Origin of the sequence: Rathayibacter sp. VKM Ac-2760, from assembly GCF_009834185.1 — a bacterium.
Classification (GTDB): Bacteria; Actinomycetota; Actinomycetes; order Actinomycetales; family Microbacteriaceae; genus Rathayibacter.
On record NZ_CP047175.1, the window covers coordinates 43,390 to 65,818 of the forward strand.

Genomic DNA, 22,429 nt, shown 5'->3' on the forward strand with positions numbered 1-22,429 from the left:
GGCTTGAGATCCTGTGGACAAACCGGGAGGTGTTTTCCACATTTTTGCTGCGACAGAGGCGCAGAGCGGACCACTGGGTTACAGTTGTGAATGTAAACAGCCCCGATCTGCTCCTGAGCAGATTCGGTGCTCATAGGCAGATCGGGGCCGAGGGTGTCTGTGGAAGGACTCCTTGACCTTAGAGGTTCCATGACCTCTGCGTGAAGCGGGCTCCGGCCCGTTGACGCGACGCTGCCTCCCTCATAAAGAGAAGTGGAGCACGTGATGTCGAAGTCGTCACGGTCAGCCAAGCCCTCGAAGGCTGCCCTGTCGAAGGCGGGAAGGACCCTCGCGTCCGACTCGTCCGGCAAGGCCGCCAAGTCGAAGGCCGGCTCGACCCTCGGAAAGGGCTAGCCCCTAGGGTCCGTGGCTCCTCCCGGAGCCACGGACCCTCCGTCGACGTCTCGATGCACGGCACGCTTCCCCAACGCCCGTTCGGGCAGGGAGCTCATTTATCACCATGTCCTTCACATTCAACGAAGCAGCGCTTCGCCGCGAATTGCAGCAGCAGGTTCAGTCGACCCTCGACGATGTCGCCCGCAAGCGGAGTCGCGCGCTCGCGGCTCTGCACGGCCGCTACGCCGGTCGACCGGTCAGCGAGATCAAGCCCGAGCTTCAGCGCATCTTCCGCCAGGACGGCGGTGACCTCACCGATCCGGAGCTGACCCAGTACGCGGAGGCGATCAGCTCCGGGACCAGGATCACCTTCACGGCCGAGAAGGTGCGGTGGTAGTGATGGTGCGCAGAGTCACTCCCTCCCAGCTTCGCAGCATGGTCCGCCAGGCCGAGCAGAAGCAGCGGCAGGCCATCAGCAACTACAACCGGGAAGTCCGCAACTACAACAGCAAGGTGCGCCAAGCGGTCAGCATGTACAACCGCGAGGCGTCCGCCCACAACTCGCGTGTCCGGGCGAACCGCCAGCGGCTCGAACGGGAACTCAGCAAGCTGCGGTCCCAGACTCACTCGTCAACGCGCTACGTCACCTACACCCGATCGGTGTCGACGTTGCAGCGATCCTTCGCCGACGTGGAGTCGGCAGCCAGCGGAGGCGCCTGGTCAGACTCGCGCAACTTCCTCGACCTGGCAGAGGGCGAAGCCGCCAACAGCGTCGCAGCCCTCAATGCACTGTTGGCTCCGTCAACCGATGGCGAGGATCAAGAACCGGAGCTTCGGGTGACGTCGCTCACCAACGAACTCGCGAGCATCGACCCGGAGTTGCAAGACCGGTGGAACGGCGCACTGTTCGCCTTGAGCCCGCAGAACCCGGACGCAGCCCGGCACTTCTGCACGAGCGCCCGCGAGATCCTCGCGAGCATTCTCGATCGAGAAGCGCCCGACTCTGCTGTGAAGCAGGCAAACCCTGAGTACGTCCGAACCCCGAACGGAGGCGTGTCCCGCCGCGCGAAGATCCAGTTCTTCCTCGCTCGCACCGGAAACGACGTCGCCGCGCTCGCTCAGTTCGTGGAAGACGACATCGACAGTGTCATCTCGCTCTTCACCGACTTCAACGCCGCAACGCACGGGGGAGCGGGACGATTCGATCTGCCGCAGCTTCAGGTGATCAAGACGCGCGTCGAGCACGCCATTCAGTTCCTGCACCGCTTGGTCCGGTGACACCTGCGGCTCGAGCCATGGGCTGAGACGTCCACTGGTCCGCGCTTGAACTCAGCGAGGCCCAGCACGACTCCCGCGTGCTGGGCCTCGCTGCGTTCACTCTGCAGTGAGGAGAACGGGGGCGAGATCGTCGCGGCGGATTCCCGAGAGCGTACGGAGGTGCCCGGTGACCCTTTCCGCGAACTGCGGGCACTCGGCCCCGCGGAGAGCGTCAGCGAGGGGTCTGCCGTCCCTGTCTCGCCAGTAAATCCGCTGCTCGTCGGTCACACGCTGCACATGCGAGGGCGCTCCATCATCGATGAGGATGAAGAAGTCATCCGCGCGGTACACCTCGTAGAGCTCGTCGTCGCTGTCCGAGAATCCGCCGTCGTTGGTCAGCAAGATGTCCGCGCCGGCCGCGAGCGCGGCAGCGTGGACATGGAGATCGTGAGGATCGGCGCCGCTGTACGGAACGGTGGCGTCGAAGTCACCGAGGACCTCATCGACACATTCGACGATCTTGGCCCGTTTCTCAACAATTTGCCGGCCGGGTGCCTCAGGGTGCAGGCGTCGCAACGAGTACTCGACCTCCGCCAGGACGTCCTCACTCGTCACGATCGAGAACATCCGACCGGTCTCGGCGCGAAGCATGAACAACCAGTCCATCAGCGTGCGCGACATGAGAATGTTCGCGTCAACGAAGATGCGCTGGGTCATGGCGCGAGCTTACTGGGCTGCGTGAAGCTCCAGCTCGTCGTCGATTTGACGCAGCTCCTTGAACGCTGCGGCTCTCGCTTCGCTTCGCACGCGAAGGAACTCTTCGATGTCCGCCGACTTGAAACGAGTGTGAGTGCCGACTCTGATCGACGGGACGAGTCCCTCCCGCGCCATCTTCATGAGCGTGGGGCGAGATACTCCGACGAGATCGGCAGCGACCGTCGATGTGAGCTCATCGGGCCGCGACGCGACCGAGAACGATGCGCCTTCCGCGGCCTGCTCGAGTATGAACCGGAGGAAGCTCGACACGTTCTCCTGGAGAGGAATCGTGCGGTCGCCGACCTGAACGGAGAAAGTTGTGATCTGCTCATCGCACGCGTCGCGTACGACCTCAGCGGCTTCGTTTCGCACGGCCCGGGTGTTTGCTGGTGCCGTGATCGCAAGCGTTCTAGGCATGTCCTTCATCCTCCATCACGCGTCAGAACTGATCTGCGTGAGTCCACGTTACGTCGTTTCAGTTGTAACTGCAAAATTTTTACGCGGTGATCAGAAGTTGCACAGCACACGATCACGCGTCGGTTCGTCCCGTCGACGACTTACTTGGGCGCCAAATCACCCGTGGCATAAAACGAGGCTGCGGTCGATGCGACCGGCGTGCAACCGGTTTCGCTTGGGCAAACCGCCCCGACTCGCGATCTCCGATAATCGAGATTATATCAGTTCCTGGATCATTGTCGTGCTCTATCAACCCCTCCTAGGGTCGGTTCGGTGTCACTGTCGATTTCTGTTTCGACCGAGCGCGCTGCTCGAGGCCCTGCATCTAAACGGGCGGATCACCGCTCCGCAGTGCAAGGTGTTCAAAGGTGGCTGCCGCCGTCCGTCCTTTGCGCCTGTGGTGGATCCTCGGTCGCCGCCAATCGCCACCGGTGACTCCCGGAGCCAACATGGATCGGCGGGCCGCCGCCGAGTAGGAGCACGTCCGCCTCTGCGTTCGGCGGAACCACGGCGTGCACGACTACGCCCCCGCCCTCGCGACGCCACGCGACCTCGGCGGGCCCGTACGGAGTGTCGAGGCGCGCCCGGGCGTGCTCGAGGCCTTCGAGTGGCTGCGGGGCTATCAGGAGCCGCCGGTAGCCGGGCTCAGCGGGCGCGAGCCCGGCAACCGTGCGGTGCAGCCAGTCGACGACGGCGCCGAGGGCATAGTGGTTGAAGGACGTCATATCGCCTGGGTTGATGCTGCCGTCTTCGAGCATGCTGTCCCAGCGCTCCCAGATGGTCGTCGCCCCCATCGTCACGGGGTGCAGCCATGAGGGGCTGCCTTCCTGTATGAGTAAACGGCCTGCCGTCGCGAGGTGACCGGCTCGCGTGAGGGCATCGGCGACGATCGGCGTGCCGACGAAACCGGTGCCGATCCGGTGGTCGTTCTCGGCGACCAGCGCCGCGAGTCGATCGCCCAGGCGCGCTCGGAGCGCGGGATCGCGCACGATGCCGAACTCGAGGGCGAGAGCGTAGGCGGTCTGCGAGTCCGAGAGCATCAGACCGTCGGCGATGTAGGCCGCGACGAACGCCTCCCGGGCTCGCTCGGCGGCGTCGGCGAAGCGCTCGGCGTCGCGCGAGCAGCCGAGGAGCCGGGCGGCGGCGGCGGTGAGATCGGCCGAGCGGATCAGGTACGCGGTGGCGACGATGCCGGGGTCGGTCATGGCCTGGAACGCGTCGTCGGGGGGCGCGGTCGGGTCGAGCCAGTCGCCGAACTGGAAGCCGCCCTGCCACAGCATCGTGGCGCCAGCGAGCCCGAGCAGGTGGTCGGTCCAGTCGCGCATGCTCGGGTACTGGGCGGCCAGGACGGCGCTATCGCCGTAGCGCTCGTGGAGCACGCTCGGGACGACGGTTGCGGCGTCCCCCCATGCGGCCGCCGGCGTCGCCGCATCTGCAATGACGTTGGGAATCACGAACGGGACGCTTCCGCCGACCGCCGTCTGCTCGAGGGCGAGGTCGACGAGCCACGACGAGAGGAAGGAGTCGACGTCGAAGAGGGAGGCGGCTGTCGGCGCGAAGACCTGGATGTCACCCGTCCAGCCGAGTCGCTCGTCGCGTTGCGGGCAATCGGTGGGCAGGTAGAGGAAGTTGCCGCGCATGCTCCAGACGGCGTTCTCGTGCAGCCGGTTGAGCAGTGGGTTCGAGCTCTCGAACCAGCCGGTGCGGCGCAGGTCGCTGTGGATGACGTGCGCCTCGACGGCGCGGGGGTCGAGCGGCTCGTCGAGTCCCGTGATCTCGGCGTAGCGGAAGCCGTGGAACGTGAAGCGCGCCTCCCAAACGTCCACGCCGCCGGTGAGTACGAAGGTGTCGGTCGCCTTCGCCGCGCGCAGCGGTCGCACGCCGAGCTCGTCGTTCTCGAGGACTTCCGCGTGGCGGATCGTCACGAGTGTCCCCTCCGCGCCGCTCAGCCGTACTCGCAGCCGGCCGACGAGGTTCTGCCCGAAATCGAGCACCTGCATGCCGCTCGGGGTCGTGATCACGGCAGCGACGGGGAGGCGCTCGGTGACCCGAACGGCCGGTGAGGTGCGCGCCTCCGGGATCACCGGCGTGACGGCGAAGCGAACGGAGGTCCAGCCGGTGCCTTCGAAGCCAGCGAGGTCCCAGCCCGGCGTCTCGCGGCGGGCGTCGACGTGCTCGCCGTCGTAGATTCCGCTCGCGCGGATCGGCCCGCTCGCGGACGCCGTCCAGGAGGCGTCGGTCGCGACCGTCTCGACGCGCCCGTCGGCGTACTCGAGCCGCAGCTGGAGGGCGACCGAGGGCTGAGCACCGTAGCGCGGCTGCGGGAGGAACCAGTGCTCGGTGTACCAGCCACCGGCGACCTCGGCGACGATCGCGTTCACGGAGCCGGAGGCGAGCAGCGCCGTGACGTCGGTGCTCTCGTGGATGAGCCGCTGCGCATAAGGCGTCCAGCCGGGCTTGAGAATCTGGTCGTCGACGTCCGCGCCGTTGATCCGCGCCTGGTACACGCCGAGTGCCGTACCGAAGAGGGTCGCGCGCACCAGGCCGGACCCGACGGCGAACTCGCGGCGCACCCGAAACGGCTGAGCGTCGAGCTCGGGAGCGGCGAGGCCGATCAGCTCGGCGTGCCACTCCCCCTCGTCGAGGAAGGCGGCGGTGATCGCGAGCGGTTCGCTCCAGTCGCTCGTGACCGCGTCCTGCCCCGTGACCCGCACCCGCACCGATCGGCGCTCGTGCGGGCGCAGGGGCTCGAACGGCCAGTCGATGCCGACCGACCCGCGACCGTCCGACCGCACGACCGCGCCTCCGTCGAGCTCGATCTCGGCCGACCCTTGCAGCCACCCAGGCACGGTCGTCTCGGTGGTCCACGAAAGACGAGGGGCCGCGACGGCGACGGAGCCCTGGTGCGCACCAGATTCCACAGTCACCCCGACAATCACGAGCGCCCCTCGAGCTCGTAGGCCGCCGCCTGCTTCTGCACCGCGCAGATCCGATCAACGTCGAACTTGGGACGGCGCTCGAAATCGTAGAGCCCGTTCTCCTCCTGGAACGTGTCGGTGAGCTGCGTGTAGCAGTAGCCGAACATCAGCGGGTTCTGCAGCAGCACCTCGGTCAGCCCGCGGAACCGGGCGTGCCACTGCTCGACGCTCGCCACCCGCTCGCCGTAGCCCCACGACACCGCCCGGGCCGGGTCGTCGGCCGACGCCTGCTCATGAGCGAGCTCGCGCTCGTTCCACCAGATCCCGCCGTACTCCGACACGAAGTAGGGCTGGCCCGCATAGGGCAGCGAGATCACGGCGCCGTCGAAGTCGTTGACGTGGGGCGCTCCGTCGGCGAGTCCGGCCTGCTGGGCGCGGAACGCCTCGGGGTCCTGCTCGTAGGAGTGCGAGTCGTAGACGTCGGCGCCGCGCACCCGGTGCGAGTACCCGGAGGCGTCGATGACCGGGCGGGTCGGATCGACCGCCTTCGTGGCGAGATACATGCCCGCGGTGACGTCGTCGAGCTGCGTTATCCGGTCGTGCAGCACCTGATACGTCTCGTTCAGCGGGCACCAGCCGATGATCGAGGGGTGCGAGCGGTCGCGCTGCACCGCCTCGATCCACTGGCTGATGAAGGAGGCGGTGGGTTGCTGGTTCGATCCCTGCCCGCCCGCACCTCCCGCGCCCCAGTCGCCGAACTCGGCCCACACCAGGTAGCCGAGGCGGTCGGCGTGGTAGAAGTAGCGCTCCTCGAACACCTTCTGGTGCAGGCGTGCGCCGTTGAAACCGGCGGCCATCCCGAGCTCGATGTCTCGGCGCAGCGCGTCGTCGGACGGCGCCGTCATCAGGGTGTCGGGCCAGTAGCCCTGATCGAGGACGAGGCGTTGGAAGACGGGCTCGCCGTTGAGGAGGATGCGATGGCCGTCGATCGCGACCGAGCGCAGGCCCGCGTACGACTTCACCTCGTCGACGACGTGCGAGCCGTCGAGGAGCCGGAGCGTGAGGTCGTAGAGGTGCGGATCGGTCGGCGACCACAGGCGCACGCGGTTTTCCGGTATCCGCAGCGTGAGGCGCGGGCCGAGGTCGTCGGCCGCGATCCGCTCTGTCACGACTGCGCCCTGCGCATCCGAGAGCACCGCCTCGAACGTCATCCCGGCCGAGCGGTGCGAGAGTTCGGCGGTGACGGCGAAGCTGGAGTCTGCCCGCTGCGGAACGATCGAGACCGAGCCGATGCTCGCCTCCGGAACCGGCTCCAGCCAGACCGTCTGCCAGATGCCCGTGGTCCGGGTGTAGAAGCAGGCGGTGTTCTCGAACCAGGTCGCCTGCTTGCCGCGCGCCTGCGGCTCGTCGCGGGTGTCGCGGGCCCGAACGACGATCGTCAGCCCGGCGCCCGGCTCGCGGGGGCCGAGGTCGGCGGTGAAGGAGGTGAAGCCTCCGCGGTGCCTGGCCACTTCGGTCCCGTCGACCCAGACGGTCGCATCGTGGTCGACGGCGCCGAAGTGCAGGAGGAGGCGTCGCCCGGCCCAGTCTTCCGGCACGGTCACGGTGCGCCGATACCAGACCGCGGTGAGGAAGTCGACGTCGCCGATTCCCGATGCCGTGGACTCCGGCGCGAAGGGCACTTTGATCTCGTCGCGGAGCTCTCTGCCGAGCAGACCGCGCTCGAATCCCGTGTCGCCGCGATCGACTTCGAACTGCCAGAGGCCGTTGAGGTTCAGCCAGTCGGCGCGCTCGAACTGCGGGCGCGGGTGCTCGGGCCTGGGGATGGTGCTGACCATTCTGGGGTCACTCTCTGTTGAGGAGGCGGGCACGAGTGCCTAGCCCTTCAGGGCGCCGCTGGTCATGCCTGCGACGATCTGGCGGTTGAAGAAGATGTAGAGGACGAGGGGCGGGATCGTGATGAGCAGGATGTCCATGAAGAGCAGGTTGTACTGGCTCAGCGACTGTCCCTGGAAGTTGTAGAGCGTCAGCTGCGCGGTGACGTTCTCGTCTCCCGGGAGGAAGTAGAGCGGGTTGGTGAAGTCGTTGAAGACGGCCACCGACTGCACCACGATCACGGTCACGATCACCGGGCGCAGCAGCGGCATCACCACTCCGAAGAACAGCCGGAGAGGCCCTGCGCCGTCGAGGATCGCGGCCTCGTCGAGCTCTCGCGGGATCGAGGCGACGAAGGCCCGGAATAGCAGGATGCAGAAGGACAGACCGAAGGTGACCTCGATGAGCACCAGGCCGCCGAGCGTCTTGAACAGCCCGATGCCCTGCAGCACCCAGATGGTCGGCACGATCGCCGGAGGCACGATGAGCCCGGCGAGGACCATCACGTCGACCAGCGGGTTGATCCAGGAGCGGCGGCGCTGGGTCACGTACCCCACCGCTGCCGCGAGGATCACCATGATCGTGACGCTGAGGACGGTGAGGATCGTCGAGTTGACGAACGCTCTCAGCACGACTCCGTCGCGGTAGGTGGCGACGGCGACCAGGTTGTCCCAGAACGCCCAGGCCTCGGGAAGCGAGAACTGCAGCTGCGAGGCCTCCGGCGCTGTCTTGGAGGCGGTGAGCACGATGAACGCGAACGGCAGGAGGAAGACCACGACACTGACGAGGATCGCGATGATCCCGATCACGGCGCCGCGGGTGCGCACGGCCCTCACTGGTCGGCCGCCCGCCGGTTGAGGAAGAACGAGAGCGGCACCATGATCGCCGCGACGACCACGAAGAGGATGACGTTGCCAGCGGTCGAGAGGCCGTAGAAGCCCGCCTGGTACTGCTTGTAGATCACGGAGGCGATAACGTCGCTGGTGAAGCCCGGCCCGCCCTTGGTCATCGCCCAGATCAGGTCGAAGGAGCGCAGCCCGCCGATGAGGGAGAGCACGATCACGGTGCCGATCGCGGGGCGCGAGAGCGGGAGCGTGATGCTGACGAACTGCTGACGCCCGGTGGCGCCGTCCATCCGTGCCGCCTCGAAGTAGTCCTGCGGGATCGCGACGATGCCGGCGATGAAGATCAGGGTCGCGATGCCGACGCCCTTCCAGACATCGACGGCGGCGACGGTGAGCAGCGCTGTGCTCGGGTCGGTCAGCCAGCCGGGCCCGTCGATTCCGACCCAGGCGAGCACGGTGTTCACGGCGCCGTCGAAGGGGTCGAGCAGCACCTTGAACGCGATGCCGATGCCGATCGTCGATACCAGGACGGGGAAGAAGACCACCGAGCGGAGGTACCCCCGCCCGAGGATCGGAGCGGTGAGGAGCACCGCGAGAGCAAGCCCGAGCACCACCTTCGCGATGCTCGTCGTGAGGCCGTAGATGATCGTGTTGACGAATCCGGTCACGAGCTGCGGCTCACGGAAGAACTGGACGAAATTGTCGAAGCCGATGAACTCCACGTCGAACAGCGACCAGCGGGTGAGGCTGAAGTAGAACGATGCGAACGTCGGCACGGCGAAGAGCACGAGGAACAGCACGGCTGCCGGGATGACGAACCACAGCGGGTACATCGAGCCCTGAGCGCTCGGGCCGTCGCGCCAAGGCTGCCGGCGCGTGCTCGGAGTGAGCGATCTGCGAAGGAGGGTCATGTGTCGCGCCTTTCCGGAGCGCGGACCGGACGGGTGGCGCCCGGTCCGCGCCTCGAGGAGTACAGGGTCACCAGCCGTCGAGCCCGAGCTGCTGCGCTTGTTTCTCGACGTCGATGTCGTACGCCGCGGCGCCGTCGGCGGCGGAGGTGATGCCGGAGCCGACCTCGATCGCGATGTTCTCGAGGTTCGGGCCTTTCACCGGCGAGAGGAACTCGAGCGCCGGCGAGGTGCGGCCGGAGTCGAAGTAGGTCTGGACGTCCTTCACCATCTGCGGGACTTCGCCCTCGAGCGGGCAGGTGTCGATGACGTAGGGGCCAGTTGGGGTACCGGTCGACTGGCTGATCTCGCACGCCTCCGGGCTGGCCGCGATGAAGTCGACGAGCGTCTTCGCCGCCTCGAGCTCGTCGCCCTCGGTGCTCTTGGGGATGAAGAGGCCGGCCGGCTGCCAGATAGTGGCGGCGGTGTTGTCCGCCTCCGGAGCGGGCAGGGCGAAGAAACCGACGTCGTTCAGCCGGTCGGGGGTGTTCTGGGCGATCGCCCCCGCGGCATTCGTGAGCATGGGGTACTGGGCGGCGTCGCCCTCAGCGAGCATCCGCAGCGCCTGGTCGTGGGTGAGCGAGGGGAAGTCCTCGTTCAGCAGGCCGGCATCGAAGACGTCCTGCTGGTACTGGAACCCGATGATCCCCGGCTCGTCGGCAAATTTCACCTTGTTGGCGGTGAACTGCTCGGCCCAGTCCGGCTGCTCCGCGGCGATGTCGGCGTAGCTGGCGAGAACGAAGAGCTGGCTGGTCCAGGTCTCGCCGTAGGCCTGCAGCACGGGAGCGACGTCGGGCAGCTTCTGCTTGATCGTCTCGCTGTTCGCCATGAACTCATCCCAGGTCGTCGGCACCTGGAGGCCGAGCTCCTCGTAGACGGGGATGTTGTAGAGGACGCCGCCGCCGAAGGAGGCTCCGATCGGCGCGCCGTAGGTGCCGGAGTCGGTCTTCACCGTGGTGAGGAAGTCGTCTGTGACGTTCCCGATCCACGACTGGTCGGACAAGTCGACGAGGGTCTGATCAGGGTTGAGGGCCTGGAACAGTGAGCCGGTGTTGTAGACGAAGACGTCCTCCATCTCGCCGGTCGCGAGCTTGGTCTTGGTCAGGTTGTCGCCCTCGGTGCCGGCCGGCTGCGTCTGCAGCGTCACCGAGATGTCGGGGTACTTCTCCTCGAAGGCGGCGAGCACGCGCTCGGCCGATTCGACACCGGTCGGGTCGTTGGCGACCAGGTAGCTGATCTCGACGGAGCCGTCTCCGCCGCCGCCCCCCGCCGAGCAGCCGGCGAGGGCGATCCCGGCCAGGGCGAGCCCCGCGCCGATCGACATCGTGCGTCGGAGCAGGGTGTGCCGGGGAGCCCCGGGCACCGCAGTTCTCGCGAACATCTCTTACCTCTCTGTAAGTGGCCCGGTCAATTGCCTCGATGCAAAACCGGAACGATGGCCAGGGTACGGGGATATTTGCTTCGATGCAATAGCCTGATGCTGAAGACAGAGGGAGGCTCATGACCACACGTCGCGAAGTCGCTGCAGCGGCCGGGGTCTCGGTCCGCACCGTGTCGAATGTGGTGAACGGGTTCGCGAGCATCGCGCCCGACACGCGGCAACGCGTCCTGGATGTGATCGAGTCGCTCGATTACCGGCCGAGCGAGATGGCGCGCAGTCTCAAAGTCGGGCGTACCGGCCTCATCGGCCTCATGCTGCCCGAGCTCGACACCCCCTACTTCGCAGAGCTGACCCGGGCGTTCGTCGAGGCCGGCGCCGAACGCGGCATCACCGTCGTGATCGATCAGACCAACGGCGATCCCGACCGCGAGCGAGAGTTCATCTCGCGAAGTGCGCGAGGTGGGCTCTTCGACGCTCTCGCTCTCAACCCGATCGCGCTCGATCCGATCGACGTCGCTGTCCTCCGAGCCGGTGGCCCCGCCGTGTTCCTTGGCGAGACCGACATCCCCGGATTCGACCACGTGGCCATCGACAACCGCACGGCCGCCCGCGAGGCCGTCGAGCACCTCATCGCCCGAGGACATCGGCGAATCGGAGTCATCGGAAGCAGGCAGGGCGGCGAGGGGACGATCCAGTTGCGGAACGCCGGCTACGAGGACGCACTCCGAGCGGCCGATCTCCCCGTGCTTAACGGCGGAGCGCCCGAGACCGCAGGTTTCAGACGCGAGTACGGCGCTGCCGCAATGCGGGAACTACTTAACGCCCCTGTCCGCCCCGATGGAGTCTTCTGCTACTCCGATCCACTCGCCGCTGGAGCGCTGCGCTCCCTGCACGAAGTCGGACTGCGCTGTCCGGAAGACATTGCCATCGTCGGATTCGACGATATCGAGGAGGGGCGCTTCTCGTCGCCGTCGATCACTAGCATCAGCCCCGACAAGGACTGGATCGCGCGAACCGCTCTCGACCGGCTCATCCGCCGGCTCTCGGGCGAGGACCTTAGGGCGGCCACGATTACCGCACCTCACCGCCTGGTCATCCGCGAGAGCTCGGGCGGCTGACGGACACGGCCGCCCAGGAGTACCGGACGGACAGACTCGTCATGGGCGAGTAGGCGTACACGCTACCGGGAGGAGGTCATTGGGTGAGGAGGGCGGGAGTGACGAGGGCCGTGGCCAAACACGGCGCGCGCGACCGCGTACGGGGGGCGCATGTCCCGGACGACGAAGGCCAGCGTCCTGTCGCCGGATGGAGACTGGCGACGGCATCGTCTCGACATCCACCGGGCTCGCCACCACCGCTTCACCCGCTGACGGAGATCCTGACGGTCGCTATCTCAAACGGACGCATCTCGAGGTGCATCGCGTCACCGGGCTGATCGGGGAGAGCTCTCTCCAGAAGATCGGTCCTCGTGGCGCCTGCCGCAGGGAAGCCGGCGATGAGGTCGGCGACCGCCCGCCCACCGCGGGACTCGTAGACACGGACGATCACGTCACCCGAGCCGTCCTCCGCCAGCTTGACGGCTTCCACCAGCACCGAGCGCGAACCGTCGACGCGGACGATCGGCTCGATCTCTACGCGGGGTCCGGTACCCACCTCGCGCAGCGGCAGGTTGAGCCGGTATCCCTCGGCGACCGCGTCGAGCACTCCCCCGGTCGAGACCGAGTGGCGGAAGACATGCTCTCCCTGGTCCGCCGCGGGGTCGGGGAACGTCGGAGCACGCAGCAGCGATTCACGCACGACCGTCGTCGTGCCGCCTTCGCGCCGCGAGACGCGAGTGACGTCATGCCCGTAGACACGATCGTTCGCAACCGTGACGCCGAACCCCGGCTCGTCGACGTGCAGCCAGCGGTGAGCCACCGTCTCGAACCGCGCGGCATCCCAAGAGGTGTTGCGGTGGGTGGGACGACGGACATGACCGAACTGGATCTCACTCGCTGCCGTCTCGGCGTGCACGTCGAAGTCGAACGCGAGCTTGAGCAGCTTCTGCCGCTCCCTCCACTGCACGCGAGTCTCGATGTCCAAGGCGCGCCCGTCCGCCGACAAGGACAGGCGCTGAGTGGCGGAGGAGCGGGGCTCCCCGGTCCCGATGTCGCGCGAGACCACCAACGTCTCCCTCGAGTCAGACCGTCCGCGCACGGATCTGGCGGGGTATCACCGAGCAGAGCGCCGTCGACCGGACACTCAGAGAACACGCCGCCATCCTCGCGGCCATCGAAGCCTCCGACAGCCGGCTGGCCGAAGCGCTCACCCTCGTGCACGTGAGCGGCGTTGAGGAATGGCTCCGCCGGGCTCTCTGACCGAGGTATGACGAGCCAGGGTGACACCGCCCGCTCGACGCGGCCGACTCGGGGCTGACGTTCGTCTTCTTCCTTTTTCAGCCAGTCGCCCAGTATCCGATAATCTATATTATGTCAGTTTACTCGGGGTTCGCGCAGGTCGTCGGGTAGGTCGATGCGTTCGTGGCGGCCGGCATCGCAATGTGACTCGCGGAGGCTCGTCTAATGCGGTGCCCGCTCGACTTCAACCGTGAAGCTCCTCGGAGAGACGGCGTGCGGCCTCGACGAGGAGTTCGCCGTGGTCGCGGCCCGGCGTGGTGTGGAGTCGCGCCACTGGCACGACCACACACAGTGCGGCGACGAGCGCCCCGTCGATGACGATGGGGGCGCTGACCGAGGAGAGACCCTGGGTCCGCGACTGAATCTGCTCGAACCAGCCATGCTGAAGAATCGATTCCTGCGCCTCGGGCGTCTTGGCGAGCACTCCACCGGCCGAGCCCGCCGGGAGCGGGATACGAGCTCCGACGGGAAGTGTCACGCGCAGCGCATGCTCGGTTTCGGCCGACAGTCGGCAGACGCGGAAGTCGCCGCTGCGCACCCAGAGCTGAACGCTCTCACCACAGGCGTCGCGGAGTGCGAGCACGTGCGGCAGCGCGGTGGTGTCCAGGCGCGAGCGGGCCACGCGCCAGCCATGGACGTAACGGCCATCCGCGTATCGGCGGAGGAAGCCTTCCTCCACCATCGCGAGCGCGATTCGATGCACGGTCGACACCGACAGCCCCGTGAGTCGGCCGATGTCGCTCGCGCCCGCGGGCCCTCCGTCCAGGGCGTCGAGGATCTGAGCGACCCGCTCGAGCATCCGGTTCGAGGGAGCGGGCCGTGCCTCTGCTGCCATCTTCTGTCCTGTTCAGCTGGGGGCCGGCTCGGCCCTTCGGACCCCGCCCACGGTCAGGCGGCGATCGGCGGCGAGGAGTGGACGACTGTGCGGGCCTGCGCGGTGACCTCGGCGAGGCGTGTGACGTCGATGCCGGTGTCGTGTCCGGCCCCGTGGAGATGCCGGACCAGCTCGAGGGTGTCGAGGTTACCGGCTGCGCCCGGCGCGAACGGACATCCGCCGTAGCCGGCGAGGGCGGCGTCGAAGCGGACGATGCCGTCCTCGACCGCGGTGAGCACCGTTTCGAGGGCTCTCCCGTGGGCGTTGTGCAGATGCAGGGAGTAGTCCAGGTGTGGCAACGCCTCCCGGACGCGGCGGGTGGTGTCCAGGACGAGGTCGGGTGTGGCGGTGCCGAGTGTGTCGGCGAGACCGACCATGGTGACGCCCATCCGCGCGAACCATTCGGCGAGGTGGACGACCCGCTCAGCGGGGACGTCGCCCTCGAAAGGGCAGACGAACGCGGTGGAGATGCCCGCGACGAACTGCACGCCGCTCCCCTGGTGCCGATGTACTGCCCGTTCCAGGTCGTCGAGGGCGGCCTCCGTGGACTTGCCTGCATTGGCGGTGCTGTGTCCCGTGCTCGCGGAGGCGACGATCTCGATCTCTCGCACTCCCGCCTCGATCGCTCGGTCGATGCCTCTGCCGTTCAGGGCGAGGGCGGTCACTCGGCTGCGTCGACAGGACGGGCCGCGAAGAGTTCGGCGGCATCGGCCATCTGCGGCACCCGGGTCGGGTTGACGAAGGAGGCGGCTTCGATCCGACCGACGCCCGCACGGCGGAGGAGATCGGCGATGCGCAGCTTCTCGGTGGTGGGAACGACGACGTGTTCGTCCTGGAGGCCGTCGCGGAGGAACACGTCAGTGATCTCAACACGCATCGGTGGCCTCCTGCAGAGCGCTCAGCTCAGTGTCGGTGTATCCGGCGACGTCGCGCAGGATCTCTTCGGTGTGGGCTCCGAGATCGGGCCCCAACCAGCGGGTGGCGCCTTCCGCGCCCGGGATGACCGGTACGACGCCGGGGAAACGGATGAGCCGGGGCTCATCGTCCACGACCACTTCCCGTGTCTCGATCATGCCACGCGCCCGATGATGCGGGTCCTCTGCGATCGACGCCGCGTCGTAGACGGGTCCGGCGGGGACACCGGCGGCATCCAGTTCGGCCTGCACTTCTGCGAGTGAGCGAGACCGCGTCCACTGCTCGATCATCGTGTTGAGCTCGTCCTCGCGCGCTTGGCGTCCTTCGGACGTACGGAGCGAGACGTCTTTGGCGAGGTCGCTCCGGCCGATGACGCGCATCAGGCGGGAGAAGACGGAGGAGGCGTTGCCGCCGATGACCACTTCCAGCCCGTCCGCGCACGGGTACGCCCCCATCGGGACGACTCCGGGCAGCGAACCCCCCGATCGCTTGCGCGATCATCCCGTACGCGTCGTATTCGGGGACGAGGGCTTCCAGGAGGCTGAACAGGCCTTAGTAGAGCCCGATGTCGACGACCTGCGCCACGGTCGTGATGCCGCGCGCCCGCTGGAGCATCAGCATCAGTGCGCCGATCGCCCCGTACAGACCGGCGACCGTGTCGGCCATGCTCGCCGCCTGCCGGGATGCGGGGCGGTCGGGATCGCCCGTGAGGAAGCGGAGCCCGGCGAAGGCTTCCGCTGCGCTTCCGAATCCTGCGCGGTCCCGGTACGGACCGGTCTGCCCGTACCCGGAGATCCGCACCAGCATTGCGTTCGGGTTCAGCTCGCGCAGGACGTTCGGTCCGATGCCCCACTTCTCGATGGTGCCGGGCCGGAAGTTCTCGATCACGACGTCCGACTTCGCCATCAGTCGTTTCACGGCCTCGCGGCCCTCTTCGCGCCTGAGGTCGAGAACGACGGACTTCTTGTTGCGTCCGACGGTACGGAAGAGCATGGAGGTCGTGCCGACCGGGCGGCGCCAGTCGCGGAGCTCGTCGCCACCGGGCTTCTCGATCTTGATGACCTCGGCGCCGAAATCGCCGAAGATGCGGGACGCGAACGGCGCAGCGATGTAGTTGCCGAGTTCCAGGACGCGGATCCCGTTGAGGGGCATCGCGGAGGTGTCCACGGGCTCGGTGGTAGGCGACATCATTGTGACCTCTCATAGAGTGAGATCAAGTGTCCCACTTGGTGAGACAACGGTAGCCAGCCCCGCAGTCGACCACAAGGGGCGACGCTCGCGCGCGAGTGTGCCGATCAGCTCCGTCTCCGACGCGCCGAGGGAGCGGTCGAGCGTCCTCGGCTCTGTCGCCGTTCTACTATCGAACATGGCATCCCACCCGGTGACGGCGCATCTCCTGCATCAGGACACGATGTGCCGAGCGGCGGGAGCGACCCGATGACCGAAGCCGTTCGCATGCCGACCCCTGGTGGTTCGCAGACCCTGGACCGCGGCGTCAGCATTCTCGAGCTCCTGGCGGAGGCTCCGGCCGGCCTGACGATCGACGAAGTCGCGCGCCACCTGACGGTGCACCGCTCCATCGCCTACCGGTTGCTGCGGACGCTCGAGGATCACCGGTTGATTGTGCGCGACTCGCAGGGGCGCATCGTTCTGGGGCCGCGGATGGCGGCACTGGCCGCCGGTGTGTCGTCCGATCTTCAGGCGTCGTCACTGCCTGAGCTACGCGCGGTCGCGCAGGAGCTCGGAATGACCTGCTTCCTCACGGTCCTCGATGCTGACGAATGCGTCACCCTGGTGAGTGTCGAAGCGCGGAGCACGATCGCCGCGTCCGTGGCTCAGCGACCCGGAGCGCGCCATGCGATCACCGTCGGCGCTCCTGGCAAGGCGATCCTCTCCGCCCTCCCAGAGAGTGAGTGGCCCGAGGGCATCTCGCCCGAGCTGCGCGCCGAGATCCACGCGATCGCCCTCCGCGGCTTCGCCACCAGCCACGACGAGGTCATCGCCACCGTGCAGGCGGTGTCAGTGCCCCTCGTCACGCGACGTCTGCAACCGGCGGCACTGGCGGTCATGTACGTCGGAGCCACCCGCGATCCGGCAGTACTGGCGAACCGTCTTCTCGTGGCCGCTGCGGCGATCCGAGTCGCGCTCGACGGGTGATCGGGGACTCGAGCGAGCCCGTCGGCACGGCTGTGGACACAGCCGGCACCGGTGTCGCGCGACGCGGAAGTGTCCACGACCGCTACGACCCCGTGGCCGCCTCGGCGTCCACGGTCGATGCGATCGCGGCTGCTTCGGTGAGCTCGATCCGGACGCCGACCGGAGCGTTCATCAGGAAGCAGGCCCGTCGCCGGCGGCCGCCGCGGAACGTCACCGCGTCGTCCTGATCGCCGAGCTCCGAGAGGAGGGCGCCGATGTCCTGCACGCGCAGGCAGACGTGGTGCAGCCCTTCTCCGTTCGCGTCGAGCCAGCTGCGGACCGGACCCTCGCGGAGCGGCTGCACGAGCTGGATCAGGTCGGGTCCCGCCGCGAGGTACATCACTCTCACTCCGGGCTCGTCGAGCACCTCGTCGTCGACGATCCGCAGTCCGAGTCGATCGGTGTAGTAGACCGCGGCTCGCTCGGCGTCCTGCACCACGATGCCGATGTGATCGATTCCACCGACCGGGCCTGAGAACCCCGGGACCCCGCCCCCGCCGGAGTGGAGCATCATCGTGCGCTCATCGAGGGTCTGCTCGCAGCGTCTCGGTGATCACTCCCGTGGGCACGCCGCCTCGGAGAACGGTGTCGAGATTGCCCCACACGGCGGCGATCCGTCGCTGGACGTTCTCCCATCCGACTCCCGCCATGTGAGGAGTGCAGATCACGTTGTCGAGTTCTCGGAGGGGGCTCGATGCCGCCAGCGGCTCGGCCGCGAACACGTCGAGTCCGGCGCCGACGATGGCCCGCCGGCGCAGGGCGTCGACGAGTGCCCCCTCATCGAGGACCTCTCCTCGCCCGACGTTCACGAGAATGCCGCTCGACTTCATCAGCGCGAGCTGCTCTGCGCCGATCAACTGGTGCGATTTCTCGTTGAGGGGCACATTCACGCAGACGATGTCGGACCGAGTCATCAGCTCCTCCAGCGAGACGGCGGTCGCGGGGATGAGCTCGGACACCGTCAGCGGGATCTGCGCGTCGTCGTAGTAGACGACGTCCGCCCCGAAGCCGTGGTGGACGATCTTGCCCACCCATCTGCCGATGTTGCCGAGACCAATGATCCCGACCGTCTTTCCGTAGAGCTCGCCGTAGGAGGTCTCATCCAGATCCGGGCGCCACGCACCGTCTCGCATGAGCTTTACCCGACCCAATTGTTCACTCAGTGGGAGAGAGCCTCCCGCTGGCTGCGCACAAGGTATGTGGCGTTCCGCGCGTCCGCAAGGGCATCGTCGGCGGATCCGGAAGTCCGGGCTCCGGCGGGGCGTTGCGGCGGTCGCCGGCTCGGAGCTCGGCGACGAGCCGACGCGGCCGGTGCAGAGGGAGGGGAGGCGCGCCGATGAGCCCGGTGCATCCGGGAGGGTGAGGCTGCTGTGCAGGACGGGGGTGAGGCGGTCACCGAGCAGGGCGCGACTACGGGCATCGGAACGCCGGCGCCACCTGCGGCCTCGACCGCCCCGGCGTCGTGACCTCCCACCGGGACGGCGGCCTCGATGTCAGCGGTTCAGGGCCATGATCTCGTGCTGATACGGGGCGATGACCGTCCCGGAGACGCGGAGATCGAGCAAGAGGAACGGGCGCTCGGTCGCGGGGAGGGCGGACCACTCCCGGAGGACGTCGAGATCGCTCACTCGACGGACGACGACTCCGCGCGCGCCCACACTCGCTGCCAGAGCGGCGAAGTCGACCTGCGGGATCATCATCGGCTCTCTGGTGAGCCCCTTGCTGCCGTACACGTGCACCTCTGCGCTGTAGGCGGCGTCGTTCCACACCACGGCCAGGCCTCGTCCGCGCGCTACTCGGACGGCCGTCTCGAGGTCGGCCAGGGCCATCAGCCCGCCTCCGTCCCCGGTGGTCAGGACGACGGTGGCGTCCGGCCGCGCGAATGCGGCTCCCGGCACGCTGGGGAAGCCGAAGCCGATCGACTGGTACGCCGTCCCCACCATCACCATCCGTTCCGGGCTGGCGACGGGCCAGTACATGTTGGCCCAACCGATGAAGTGGCCTCCGTCGGAGACGACGACCCTGTTGGCGGGGAGGAGCTCGCCGATCCGGGCGGCTGCCGAGCGGGGGTCCAGCAGCCCGTCGTCGGCGAGCCCCGTTCCGGGGTCGTGCTGCCGGACGTTCTCGAGGGGCGCGGTGTCGCGCCAGCGGCTCGGCGTCGTGCCTGCCCCCCGGACGCCGGCGAGCAGCGCTTCCGCGACGTCGGCGACGTCACCGCGGAGGTAGGTCCCGACATGAGGATGAGTCGCGGTCGGGGCGAGGTCCACCTGGATCACTCTGGTCGTCGGCGCGAACAGCGCGCCGAAGCGCATGGTGAACTGATTGAGCGAGGCGCCGAACACGACCACGACGTCCGCCTGGCGGATCAACTCGGTCGCCGCGTCGGTGCCGAAACCGCCCGTCACACCCAGGTCGTACCGGCCGTCGGGGAACACTCCGCGGCCGAGAGCGGTCGAGGCGGTGAGCGCGCCGGTGGCCTCCGCCAGTGCCCCGAGGGTGCCGCTCGCACCGGCCAGCCAGGCGCCGCGACCGGCGAGGAGGAACGGTCGCTCCGCGTTCGCGAGCGCCGTTGCCGCATCACCGACCGCGAGCTGCATGAAGGTGCTCACGGGCGCCTTCGGAGCGCTCCGCAGCTCCGGTGTCGGCTGGACCGGTCCGGCTTCGAGTGTGCCGACGTCATAAGGGATCGCCAGGACCGTCGGCACGCGGAACTGCAGGGCGTGCTCGATAGCCAGGAGCGTGGTCGCCGCGGCGTCCGTGCGTCCGACGGTGTAGGTCCGGGCCCCGACGCCGGAGGCGAGTGCGACTTGATCGACGTCCCAGGGCCGTGGCCCGGAGGTCGGCTCGTCGCCGACGACCAGCATCAGAGGGACCCGCGCCTGGACGGCCTCGGCCAGTGCGGTGAGGGTGTTCGTGAAACCCGCACCGTACGTGGCCGTCGCCGCGGCGATCCCGCCCCCGGCGCGGGAGAACGCATCCGCCGCGACGACGCCCCCGGCCTCGTGGCGGACGGCGACGAATTCGGCGGCACTGGTGCGCTCGAGCGCGTCGATGAAGTGGGCGTTGCCGTTGCCCATCACCCCGAAGACGGTTCGGATGTGCTGGGAGAGGGCCGCGGCGACGTGCGTGACGACGGTGGGCATCGTTCTGCCTTTCGATAGGAGGAACCGCTCGCGAGCGCGTCCCCGGGGAAGTGGCGTCAGGTCACGCGGGTGCGAGCAGAGTCGCCGCGAAGAAGGAGGAGAGCGCCTCGGTGTCGGCGAGGGGGAGCACGGCGGCGACGTACTGGTCGGGTCTCACGACGACGAGCACGCCGGTCGAGCGGTCAATTCCTCGAGCGTCGAAGATGTCGGCGGCCGGGTCGGCGGAGTAGACCTTCTCGTAGTCGATCAGGTCGAAGGGACCTGTGCGCGGGAGGAAGAGGGCGGGGACGCGACCGAGGTCGATCTCGGAGTGCCGCTCCGGATAGACGACCTTTACGTCGAAGAGGCTGTCGACGTCGGTGTCGCGGGGCGTGAAGCGCACCACGGGCGAGTCCGGTGCCGTCGCGAGCCAGTGCGACCACTCCTCCAGGGCAGGGCAGCTGCCCTGGGCGCCGTCGGCGAAGGCGTAGAAGCGCCAGCGTCCGTCCGCGCGGTGGTGGTGGCCGAGATGCACAGGATTCGCGTCGGCGACCCGTACCACCGGTGCCGACTTGAAGCGCTTGCCGATCGGGAAGCCCTTCGCGAGGGCCTGATGCGCGTCGCCGCCGACGATCATCGACGGTGTGTACCGGGTCATGAAGCCGGCGGGGAACTCCGCTGTGCGGGTGTAGAACTCGCCGAGTTCGGCCGGGTTCTCGAACTCCTCCGGCTTCTTGGCCATCAGGGTCGACCACTCCTTGTCGAAGTCGATCAGGTTCCTCGCGATGACGTGCCGCTCTCGGGAGTACGTCGCGAGGAGGGAGGCCGGGCTGCGGCCCTCGAGGACGTGCGCGAGCTTCCACCCCAGGTTGAAGCCGTCCTGCATCGACACGTTCATGCCCTGTCCGGCCTTGGCGCTGTGGGTGTGGCAGGCGTCGCCGGCGATGAAGACGCGAGGTGCTCGCTCCTCTCCGGGGTCGACGTCGTCGAAGCCGTCGGTGAGCCGGTGACCGACCTCGTAGACGCTCGACCAGGCCACGTCCTTCACGTCGAGCGTGTACGGGCTGAGGATGGCGTTGGCCTGGGCGATGACGGATTCGACCGGTGTGCGGCGGACAGCGCCGTCGTCATCGGCGGCGACCTCTCCGAGGTCGACGTAGAGACGGAACAGGTGGCCGCCTTCCCGTGGGATCAGCAGGATGCTGCCCGCCTGCGACTGGATCGCGCACTTGGTCCGGATGTCCGGGAAGTCGGTGACGGCGAGGATGTCCATCACTCCCCACGCATGGAACGCCTGGTCCCCTTCGAGAGTGCGTCCGATCGACTGGCGCACACCGCTGCGCGCTCCATCGGTTCCGACGACATAGGCGGCTCTGACGCGGTGTTCCTCGCCCGCCTTCTCGCCCGCGGTGCGGCGCAGCGTCACGGTGACCGGGTGGTCGGTGGTGCCCTCGTGATAGACGTCGAGCCCGAGGAAGTCGTAGCCGTAGTCCGGGCTCATCCGAGTGGGCGAGAACTGCATGACTTCGGCGAAGTAGTCGAGGACCCGCGCCTGGTTGACGATGAGGTGCGGGAACTCGCTGATCCCGTGCGGATCGTCCTCGGCGCGACCCGAGCGCACGATGCGGGTCGGATCCGCGGGATCGGGACTCCAGAAGCACATCTCGGTGATGCGGTACGCCTCGCTGACGATCCGCTCGGCGAAGCCGAAGGCCTGGAACGTCTCGACGCTGCGCGCCTGGATGCCGTCGGCCTGACCGATCGCGAGGCGCGCGGGTCGGCGATCGATGATCCGGGTCGTGATGCCCGGGAACTGCGAGAGCTGCGCAGCCAGGATCATCCCCGCAGGACCCGCGCCGACGATGAGGACATCCACTTCATCGGGGAGATCGGCGGGGCGGTCGACCCCCGTTCCCGCCTCCGTGCTGATGCGCGGGTCTCCGGATACGTAACCGTGATTGTGGAACTGCATCGTCGTCGATTCCTTCCTCCGACAGCGATGTCGGAGCGTGGGAGTTCGGAGCACGTTCTATTATCGAATGCACCGTTCTACTATTGGACAGAGAGTAACGAGATCGGCAGCACTCCACAACCGACGGTCTTTCTTGCCAGAGAG

21 protein-coding genes and 1 pseudogene are annotated in these 22,429 nt (G+C 67.8%); 6 read left to right on the plus strand and 16 right to left on the minus strand.

Features of this window, described 5'->3' with window-relative positions; all coding sequences use genetic code 11:
- Positions 1 to 264 precede the first annotated feature (264 nt).
- From GSU72_RS21880 to GSU72_RS20760, 3 genes are all read left to right on the plus strand, one after another.
- Positions 265 to 393 carry a hypothetical protein gene (locus tag GSU72_RS21880; protein ID WP_258063410.1) on the plus strand — a complete coding sequence of 43 codons (129 nt, stop codon included), beginning with the start codon at positions 265 to 267 and terminating at the stop codon, positions 391 to 393.
- Positions 394 to 499: 106 nt separating this feature from the next.
- Positions 500 to 772, plus strand: a complete 273-nt coding sequence (locus GSU72_RS20755) for a hypothetical protein (RefSeq protein WP_159987171.1) — start codon at positions 500 to 502, stop codon at positions 770 to 772.
- A 38-nt stretch (positions 773 to 810) separates the two neighbouring features.
- Positions 811 to 1,653: a hypothetical protein gene (locus tag GSU72_RS20760; protein ID WP_244256177.1), complete on the plus strand. Its 843-nt coding sequence runs from the start codon at positions 811 to 813 to the stop codon at positions 1,651 to 1,653.
- A gap of 96 nt (positions 1,654 to 1,749) precedes the next feature.
- On the opposite strand, the gene GSU72_RS20765 is transcribed toward GSU72_RS20760, so the two are convergent.
- The 7 genes from GSU72_RS20765 to GSU72_RS20795 all read right to left on the minus strand — a co-directional run bounded on the left by GSU72_RS20765 (position 1,750) and on the right by GSU72_RS20795 (position 10,810).
- On the minus strand, positions 1,750 to 2,349 hold the full coding sequence (locus GSU72_RS20765) for a type II toxin-antitoxin system VapC family toxin (RefSeq protein ID WP_159987173.1): 600 nt from the start codon (positions 2,347 to 2,349) through the stop codon (positions 1,750 to 1,752).
- 9 nt (positions 2,350 to 2,358) lie between these two features.
- Entirely contained in the window at positions 2,359 to 2,805 is a 447-nt protein-coding gene (locus tag GSU72_RS20770; RefSeq protein ID WP_159987174.1) for a helix-turn-helix domain-containing protein, read from the minus strand.
- A 401-nt stretch (positions 2,806 to 3,206) separates the two neighbouring features.
- Entirely contained in the window at positions 3,207 to 5,771 is a 2,565-nt protein-coding gene (locus GSU72_RS20775) for an alpha-L-rhamnosidase (RefSeq protein ID WP_244256178.1), read from the minus strand.
- An 8-nt stretch (positions 5,772 to 5,779) separates the two neighbouring features.
- Positions 5,780 to 7,600: a sugar-binding domain-containing protein gene (locus tag GSU72_RS20780; protein ID WP_159987176.1), complete on the minus strand. Its 1,821-nt coding sequence runs from the start codon at positions 7,598 to 7,600 to the stop codon at positions 5,780 to 5,782.
- Positions 7,601 to 7,639: 39 nt separating this feature from the next.
- The gene (locus GSU72_RS20785; RefSeq protein WP_159987177.1) at positions 7,640 to 8,473 is read right to left on the minus strand and encodes a carbohydrate ABC transporter permease; all 834 of its coding nucleotides are present in this window, start codon (positions 8,471 to 8,473) and stop codon (positions 7,640 to 7,642) included.
- The gene (locus GSU72_RS20790; protein ID WP_159987178.1) at positions 8,470 to 9,393 is read right to left on the minus strand and encodes a sugar ABC transporter permease; all 924 of its coding nucleotides are present in this window, start codon (positions 9,391 to 9,393) and stop codon (positions 8,470 to 8,472) included. Before GSU72_RS20790 ends, GSU72_RS20785 begins: the two co-directional genes overlap by 4 nt.
- A 67-nt stretch (positions 9,394 to 9,460) precedes the next feature.
- Positions 9,461 to 10,810 (minus strand): ABC transporter substrate-binding protein, encoded by a 1,350-nt coding sequence (locus tag GSU72_RS20795; protein WP_208545240.1) that lies wholly within the window; start codon positions 10,808 to 10,810, stop codon positions 9,461 to 9,463.
- 119 nt (positions 10,811 to 10,929) lie between these two features.
- Between GSU72_RS20795 and GSU72_RS20800 the strand changes: the two genes are divergently transcribed.
- Positions 10,930 to 11,928, plus strand: a complete 999-nt coding sequence (locus GSU72_RS20800) for a LacI family DNA-binding transcriptional regulator (protein WP_159987179.1) — start codon at positions 10,930 to 10,932, stop codon at positions 11,926 to 11,928.
- A 241-nt stretch (positions 11,929 to 12,169) separates the two neighbouring features.
- On the opposite strand, the gene GSU72_RS20805 is transcribed toward GSU72_RS20800, so the two are convergent.
- Entirely contained in the window at positions 12,170 to 12,973 is an 804-nt protein-coding gene (locus GSU72_RS20805; protein WP_244256179.1) for a glycoside hydrolase family 38 C-terminal domain-containing protein, read from the minus strand.
- 35 nt (positions 12,974 to 13,008) lie between these two features.
- Here GSU72_RS20805 and GSU72_RS20810 point away from each other — a divergent pair, with 35 nt between their 5' ends.
- Positions 13,009 to 13,167 (plus strand): FCD domain-containing protein, encoded by a 159-nt coding sequence (locus GSU72_RS20810; RefSeq protein WP_159987239.1) that lies wholly within the window; start codon positions 13,009 to 13,011, stop codon positions 13,165 to 13,167.
- 223 nt (positions 13,168 to 13,390) lie between these two features.
- Here the strand turns inward: GSU72_RS20810 and GSU72_RS20815 are convergent, their stop codons facing one another.
- The 4 genes and pseudogenes from GSU72_RS20815 to GSU72_RS20825 all read right to left on the minus strand — a co-directional run bounded on the left by GSU72_RS20815 (position 13,391) and on the right by GSU72_RS20825 (position 16,183).
- Positions 13,391 to 14,041: a helix-turn-helix domain-containing protein gene (locus GSU72_RS20815; RefSeq protein WP_244256180.1), complete on the minus strand. Its 651-nt coding sequence runs from the start codon at positions 14,039 to 14,041 to the stop codon at positions 13,391 to 13,393.
- 53 nt (positions 14,042 to 14,094) lie between these two features.
- A complete protein-coding gene (locus tag GSU72_RS20820; protein ID WP_279631756.1) occupies positions 14,095 to 14,745 on the minus strand; it encodes a hydroxymethylglutaryl-CoA lyase in 651 nt (216 codons plus the stop codon).
- Positions 14,742 to 14,936, minus strand: coding sequence for a hypothetical protein (locus GSU72_RS21885; RefSeq protein ID WP_279631757.1), 195 nt, complete (start codon positions 14,934 to 14,936; stop codon positions 14,742 to 14,744). Before GSU72_RS21885 ends, GSU72_RS20820 begins: the two co-directional genes overlap by 4 nt.
- 10 nt (positions 14,937 to 14,946) lie before the next feature.
- Positions 14,947 to 16,183 (minus strand): annotated as a pseudogene (locus GSU72_RS20825) (CaiB/BaiF CoA-transferase family protein).
- A gap of 249 nt (positions 16,184 to 16,432) precedes the next feature.
- Between GSU72_RS20825 and GSU72_RS20830 the strand changes: the two are divergent.
- A complete protein-coding gene (locus tag GSU72_RS20830) occupies positions 16,433 to 17,152 on the plus strand; it encodes a helix-turn-helix domain-containing protein (RefSeq protein ID WP_244256181.1) in 720 nt (239 codons plus the stop codon).
- 82 nt (positions 17,153 to 17,234) lie between these two features.
- Here GSU72_RS20830 and GSU72_RS20835 read toward each other — a convergent pair whose 3' ends face one another.
- The 4 genes from GSU72_RS20835 to GSU72_RS20850 all read right to left on the minus strand — a co-directional run bounded on the left by GSU72_RS20835 (position 17,235) and on the right by GSU72_RS20850 (position 22,285).
- Positions 17,235 to 17,705: a VOC family protein gene (locus tag GSU72_RS20835; RefSeq protein WP_159987181.1), complete on the minus strand. Its 471-nt coding sequence runs from the start codon at positions 17,703 to 17,705 to the stop codon at positions 17,235 to 17,237.
- A 7-nt stretch (positions 17,706 to 17,712) separates the two neighbouring features.
- The gene (locus tag GSU72_RS20840) at positions 17,713 to 18,324 is read right to left on the minus strand and encodes an NAD(P)-dependent oxidoreductase (RefSeq protein WP_159987182.1); all 612 of its coding nucleotides are present in this window, start codon (positions 18,322 to 18,324) and stop codon (positions 17,713 to 17,715) included.
- Positions 18,325 to 18,684: 360 nt separating this feature from the next.
- Complete coding sequence (locus GSU72_RS20845; RefSeq protein ID WP_159987183.1) at positions 18,685 to 20,334, minus strand: thiamine pyrophosphate-binding protein; 1,650 nt, start codon at positions 20,332 to 20,334, stop codon at positions 18,685 to 18,687.
- A 61-nt stretch (positions 20,335 to 20,395) separates the two neighbouring features.
- Complete coding sequence (locus tag GSU72_RS20850; RefSeq protein ID WP_159987184.1) at positions 20,396 to 22,285, minus strand: FAD-binding monooxygenase; 1,890 nt, start codon at positions 22,283 to 22,285, stop codon at positions 20,396 to 20,398.
- Positions 22,286 to 22,429 lie beyond the last annotated feature (144 nt).